This is a genomic window from Pseudomonas sp. PICF6, assembly GCF_009831705.1.
Taxonomy (GTDB): Bacteria; Pseudomonadota; Gammaproteobacteria; order Pseudomonadales; family Pseudomonadaceae; genus Aquipseudomonas; species Aquipseudomonas rhizophila.
This window is the reverse complement of the sequence record NZ_WUUD01000035.1, coordinates 76,505-83,122: the sequence shown is the minus strand read 5'-3', so window position 1 is coordinate 83,122 and position 6,618 is coordinate 76,505. Positions and strand designations below refer to the sequence as shown.

Sequence of the window (6,618 nt, the reverse complement as noted above, 5' to 3'; positions counted from 1 at the left end):
GGAGCCCCCTCGCCACAATGCTTCAAACACCTCTGGAACCTAACGCATCACCATGAAAGCCCGGCCTTATCCGCCGGGCTTTTTCATTGCCCACCGATTGCCTAGCGTCCCGCAGCCCGCGTCATACAACGCCGGTAACGCTCATCCACTCGCTTGGCGAACCACGCCGTGGTCAGCTTGCGCGTGATTTTCGGGCTCTTGAGCACGATTCCCGGTAACACCGCCCGAGGTAATTGCTTGCCCTCGGCCTTCTCAGCCAATTCGAAGACCCGCTTGTACAGTTTGCTGTCCTCGAACGCCAGGCTGTCGCCCTGCTCCAACTGGTCGCGAATGGTCGGGTTGCGCATCCCCAACGACCGGCCCAAGGTGCGCACCGCCAACTCGGTGCTGCCTGGCATGATGGAATCATGCAAGATCAAATCGCCGTCCAGAGCCAGGGGAATGCCTGAGGCACGACTCACTGCATGCTGGAATGCCGCGTTGCGGCTGGCGTACCATCCGGCATTGAAATCGGCGAAACGATACAGCGGTTCGGTGTAGCTCACCGGATACCCCAGCAGATGCGCAATACCGAAATACATCCCGCCGCGACGACTGAACACCTCCCGACGAATCGACCCATCCACCGCATAGGGATAATCCCGGGCATTAGCCTGGGCAAACGCGATGCTGACCTGCATCGGCCCGCCAGTGTGCACGGGGTTGAAGCTGCCGAACAGTGTCTTGCCCAAGGGCACCATGCCAATGAAGTCATCGAAAATCGCACTCAACTCCTTCTCGCTGCGCGCGGCATTGAGCCGATCACTGTAGCTTTTGCCATTAGGCGAACGCACCTGGAGGGCGCCGCTGATCAATAGACCCGGAATGTGCATCTTTGCCGCGCGACGATCGATTTCCTGCCGGGCGATCTTGCCCAACCCCGGTACCGCCGGATCAGCCTGGAACGTCGATTCCTGTTCGGTCACCGCCAGGACGGAACAGATATTCTGCGTCGTGGGTGAGATTTGCTGAGCGGCAAAAGCCACGTAGATATCCGTCGCCCAGCCCTCGCGATCCACAGTCTTGGCCGGCAACAACCGCACAATCTGCGCCTTGACCTCGGCGGGCTGGCGTTCCGGTTCCTGGGCCTGACGGCTGCCGCAACCGGCCAGGGTCAACAACGCGGTGAGGCTGATCATCAATCGATTGAGTTGCATGTTGCTCCATCAAGTCTGTTATTGCGCAGCAACCATACGATCAAAAGCCGGTACAGGCTATGTTCTGTTCATCAGAGCCAAAAGGGGTCTTGAGAGCAAAGAAGGCTCGACAGCAGCAAAAAGCTGACGTGAGAGGATGGGTGGCCTAACACCATCAGTGTGGGAGCAAGACTCCACAGTAGATTTGGGTGGGTGTCTGTGGGAGCAAGGCTTGCCCGCGATGACGGCGGCACATCCGACATTAATGCAAGCTGGCCTACCACTATCGCGAGCAAGCTCGCTCCCACAGGGTTGACCGCGGATGCTCACAGTTTTAGTCCACGCCACAAGTCCAATGTGGGAGCGAGCCTGCTCGCGATGACGGTGGCACATTCGGCATTGAAGCCAGCTGGCCCCACTATCGCGAGCAGGCTCCCACAGGAAATTCGGCGTCGATCAGATCCCGCTCAGCGCCAGATCCATCGCAAAATAGGTGAAGATCAGGTCTGCCCCTGCTCGTTTTATCGCGCCGAGACTTTCTCGCACGACGCGGGCTTCGTCGATGGCGCCGGCCTGGGCGGCGAATTTGATCATCGCGTACTCGCCGCTGACCTGATAGGCCGACAGGGGCAGGTTCGAAGCCTGGCGAATATCGCGGATGATATCCAGGTACGCGCCGGCAGGTTTGACCATCAGTGCATCGGCCCCTTCCTGCTCATCGAGCAAGGATTCGCGCAGCGCTTCGCGGCGGTTCATCGGGTTCATCTGGTAGCTTTTGCGGTCGCCTTTCAAGGCACTGCCGCCCGCCTCGCGGAACGGACCGTAGAGCGCTGAAGCGAACTTGGTTGAATACGCCATGATTGCCGTCTGGCTGAAACCGGCTTCGTCCAGGGCTTTGCGAATGGCCTGGACCTGCCCGTCCATGGCGGCGGACGGCGCGATCACATCGGCCCCGGCACGGGCCGCCGCCACGGCCTGTTTACCCAGGTTGAGCAAGGTCCGGTCATTGTCCACTTCATGCCCGTGAAGCACCCCGCAATGGCCGTGATCGGTGTACTCACAAAAACAGGTGTCAGACATCACGATCATTTCCGGCACCGCGTCCTTGCAGATCCCGGCCATGCGCGACACCAGGCCGCGCTCGTTCCAGGTGTCGCTGCCATCGCTATCCAGATGATGGGACACGCCAAAGGTCATCACTGACTTGATACCGGCACGGGCATACCGCTCGATCTCACCGGCCAGTTTCGATTCAGGAATGCGCGCCACGCCCGGCATACTCTTGATCGGTACAAAGTCATCGATTTCTTCTTCGACGAAAATCGGCAGCACCAGGTCGTTCAGGGTGAACTCGGTTTCCTGGAACAGACTGCGCAGGCTCGTATTGCGACGCAGACGGCGTGGACGTGCTTCGGGGAACTGACTGGACATGGGACTCCTGAAAAATGGGTGCTCGATCGCAGGGGACAAAGCTTATGCCCTCACCCGCCTGGGCACAAACGCCGACCGGAAAACAGAGTTTTACCGGCCGGGCAATAATCGGCTTACAAGGTCAGTGAGCCATTGACGCAGGTCACCACCGCACCACCAATCCAGACGTCCTCGCCCACCTGCTCAACATGAATCCGCCCCGCCCGGCCCATGGTCAAGCCCTGGCTGACCACATAGCGCGACGGTGCCAGCCCCTTGGCCAGCATCCACTGGGCCAGCCCGGCGTTCAGGCTGCCGGTGGCAGGATCCTCCGGCATGCCGTCACCGGCAATGAAACCGCGCACTTCAAATTGCGCCTCAGCGCCATCCACGGCCGGTTCCCACGGCGCGATGACGCCCACGGCCAGATCCCGCAACTGCTGGTAATCGGGCTTTAGTGCCAACACTTGCTGGCGATTCTTGAGCATCAATGCCAGCCAGCCGGCACCATTATCAACCCACTGCGTCTCGACAATCGCCTCGGCCTGCAACCCCAGTCCCTTGCGCACTCGCTCCAGCACTAGAGCCTCCAGCGGGCCGGACTTGAGCAAGGGCGGCGCCTGAAAAGCCAACCCGAAATCGCTGCGGCGAATTCTTACCAGGCCAACGCCACATTCCTGCACGATCTGCGGCCCTTTCGGCACGCCTCCGGCCTCCAGCCAGGCATGACAGCTGCCCAAAGTCGGATGACCGGCAAACGGCAGTTCAGTCGAGGTGGTGAAAATGCGCACCCGGTAATCCGCCTCCGGATGCTGCGGCGCCAGCAGGAAAGTGGTTTCGCTGAGGTTGGTCCAGTTGGCAAAAGCGGCCATGCGCTCGTCACTGATCTCGTCCGCCCCGAGCACCACCGCCAGCGGATTCCCCTTGAGCGGCACTTCGCTGAACACGTCCAATTGTTTGAAATTGAAACAGCTCGTCATCAGTCCACTCATTCCGGAATTTTCAACCCGCGTGCCACTGCCGGCCGCGCCAGGAAACGCTCCAACACCCGCGTTACATTCGGGAAGTTCTGGATACCCACCAGATCCCCCGCTTCATAAAAACCGATCAAGTTGCGCACCCAGGGAAACGTGGCGATATCGGCGATGGTGTAGCGCTCGCCCATGATCCAGTCCCGGCCTTCAAGACGACCATCCAGCACCTTGAGCAGGCGCTTGCTTTCCTCGACGTAACGATCACGAGGTCGCTTGTCTTCATAGTCCTTGCCCGCAAACTTGTTGAAGAAACCCAACTGCCCGAACATCGGCCCGATCCCGCCCATCTGGAACATCAGCCATTGAATCGTCTCGTAGCGCGCCGCCGACTCCTGGGCCAGCAACTGCCCGCTCTTGTCCGCCAGATAAATCAGAATCGCCCCCGACTCGAACAACGCCAACGGCTGATCCCCCGGCCCATGGGGGTCGAGAATCGCCGGGATCTTGTTGTTGGGGTTCAAGGAGAGGAACTCTGGGGACAGCTGGTCATTGCTGCCGAAGTCCACTTTGTGGGGTTCGTAGGGCAGGCCGATTTCTTCCAGCATGATCGAGACTTTCACGCCGTTGGGGGTCGGCAGGGAGTAGAGCTGGATCCACTCCGGGAACTGGGCGGGCCATTTTTGGGTGATGGGGAATGGGGTTAGGTTGGGCATCGGGCGAATTCCCAGTATTAGCTAGAGAGAGCTGAAGCATAAATCAGATGACGGAGATTTTGGATCCCAAGTCATGATCCTGCGATCACAGATTGCAGCCAGCGCTGATGATATTCAACCTGCTCCCTGATATTGCTTGTTAGATTTTGATCTTCATAATCAAATATATTCACTATATCGCCTTCGTCAGCCGGCTCCCCCCAACGAACTTCGTATGCAACTATCCCCCCAGACATCTGCGAAGTCATCCGAGATGTATGGACGTTTAGTTTGGCGCCTTTACATAAAAATTTCACATCAGGAAAATCCTCTCTCACTTTCCCTAGACACACGTAATAATCCAGTCCTGTATAAACCCGAACCTCCCCATCCGGCATTGTAATCCGCATCTCAATAGTTCTTCGTGCACACTCAACAACTGCATGCTTCACAATGCCACCAACCTCAACCGCCACTTCCTGCGTATCCATTTTCACCACCTATCAAAATTTGGTATCGAGTAGCCCACATACGACCCATCATCATTCACGGGCGTCGCTCCTACTATATCTTTCTTATCTATGCCTCCAGGCACAGCTATTTCCACCTCTTTTCGATGCGGCGACAGCACACCGAGTTTTTTATTAACATCAATACCTCTCACATTTTTGAGCACATACACATACCCTGATCGAAAACCAAAACTCGTAGCAAACTTTACCGCCTCTGACTTTGAAGTAGTGGTACTTACATAAATACTCGGAGGCTTTCGATTATCCTGAGCGTGCAAGTACAAATCCGTACTGAAGCCTAACGGCTCGAAACCTACGTCAAAAATTTCCCAAGGCTCCCTTGTGTCACCCCGATACGTATAGGTATTTTTTGGCTTGGTTTGAGGGAGCTTAGACTCACCCTCATCCACCCCAACCTTAGCCGCCGGATCCTGACTACCAACCGCCGACCGGCACCCACCCTTCCCCGGACAATCCACCAACCCCAATGGATCCACCCACCCCGTCGGGTTCAGGGTGTAGCGATACCCGTTGAGGCCACCCGCCAGCTTGCTCGGGTCAGCCGTCAGGTAGCGGCCGGTTTCCGGATTGTAGTAGCGGTGCCGGTTGTAGTGCAGGCCGCTTTCGGGGTCGAAGTATTGGCCCTGGAAACGCAACGGTTGTTCCAGCTGTTCGCCGCCGCCGTGGACCAGTTCGGTGGTTTTGCCGTAGCCGCGGTAGCGTGCCGACCAGACGATGGTGCCGCCGTAGTTGGTCAGTTCCTGGGGGGTGCCCAGGTGGTCGAGGTGGTAGTAGAACGGGCAGGCGTTCGGGCCTTTGCCGTCGAGCAGGGCCAGGGGGCGGAAGGTGCCCGGTTCGTAGACGTAGCTGCGGTGGTGGCGCGGGCTGCTTTCGGCGACGATCTGGTCACCTTGCCAGAAAAATTCCGTGGTCAGGCCGTCCACGGTCTTGCTGATGCGTCGGCCGAAGGCGTCGTAACGGTAGGACGTTTCGCGACCGTGCGCCGTGGTGACGCCGATCAGTCGGTGTTGGCTGTCGTAGCGGTATTCGCTGACGAGGCACTGGGCCTTGCCGCGCCGTTCGCGGATCAGGTTGCCGAAGGCGTCGTAGTCGTAGTGCCGGTCGCCCTCCATCAGCAGGCGATTGCCCTTGAGGGTCGTCGGGCCGGGGCGGTCCTGCATCAGCAGGTTGCCGGCCGGGTCGTGGGCGAAGTGTTCCGGCGGCTCGCTGTGGGAATAGTCGATGCCGATCAGGCGATCCAGCGGGTCGTACTGGTAATGACGGCGGTTGCGCTTGTCGGAAATGGACTGCAGGTTGCCATTGGCGCTGTAGGCATAATCGCGCCAGAACAGTTGCTGCTGGTTCTGCCACACCGTCTGGGCCTTGAGCCGGCCTTGTTCGTCGTAGTCGTACTGGCTGAGCAGCAGGCCTTGGCGGCGCTGGCGTTCGCGCCCGCCGCTGAGCTGGTGTTCGGTGAGGCGCGAGCCGTTCAGGTCGATGGCCGTCAGCGCGCCGCCCCGGGCGTGGTGGTAATCGAGCTGGCTGTTGTCCGGCAGGCGCAGGTGGTTGAGGCGTCCGCAGGCGTCGTAGCGATAACGCAGGGTGCCCCAGCCCTGGTGTTCGCTGATCAGCCGGTCCTGGGCGTCGTATTCGAAGGCCAGCGGGTGATCGGTGCCGTCGTTGACGTGGACCAGCCGGCCCAGCCCGTCGTAGCGGTATTCGATGGCCTGGCCGTCGGGCAAGGTCTTGACCAGCAGCCGCCCGGCCCCGTCGCGCTGGTAGCGGGTGACCCATTGGGCGCCGTCCGCGCCGTGCTCGGTTTTCTCCAGCAGGTGGCCATTGAGGTCGTAGGCGT

The 6,618-nt window shown here is 59.3% G+C and carries 6 protein-coding genes; all 6 read right to left on the bottom strand.

Translation table 11 applies throughout. The features are described from left to right. Positions 1-101 precede the first annotated feature (101 nt). The gene (locus GSM73_RS25000; RefSeq protein WP_160894132.1) at positions 102-1,196 is read right to left on the bottom strand and encodes a DUF1615 domain-containing protein; all 1,095 of its coding nucleotides are present in this window, start codon (positions 1,194-1,196) and stop codon (positions 102-104) included. Between the two features lie 435 nt (positions 1,197-1,631). Continuing rightward, on the bottom strand, positions 1,632-2,606 hold the full coding sequence (gene hemB, locus GSM73_RS24995) for a porphobilinogen synthase (RefSeq protein ID WP_160894130.1): 975 nt from the start codon (positions 2,604-2,606) through the stop codon (positions 1,632-1,634). Positions 2,607-2,719: 113 nt separating this feature from the next. Then, positions 2,720-3,565 carry a PhzF family phenazine biosynthesis protein gene (locus GSM73_RS24990; protein ID WP_160894128.1) on the bottom strand — a complete coding sequence of 282 codons (846 nt, stop codon included), beginning with the start codon at positions 3,563-3,565 and terminating at the stop codon, positions 2,720-2,722. Between the two features lie 8 nt (positions 3,566-3,573). Further along, positions 3,574-4,272, bottom strand: coding sequence for a glutathione binding-like protein (locus GSM73_RS24985; RefSeq protein WP_076383995.1), 699 nt, complete (start codon positions 4,270-4,272; stop codon positions 3,574-3,576). Between the two features lie 71 nt (positions 4,273-4,343). Next, entirely contained in the window at positions 4,344-4,742 is a 399-nt protein-coding gene (locus tag GSM73_RS24980) for a hypothetical protein (RefSeq protein WP_076383994.1), read from the bottom strand. Between the two features lie 2 nt (positions 4,743-4,744). Then, the coding region (locus GSM73_RS24975) for an RHS repeat-associated core domain-containing protein (protein WP_256677090.1) at positions 4,745-6,618 on the bottom strand (1,874 nt) is incomplete at its 5' end.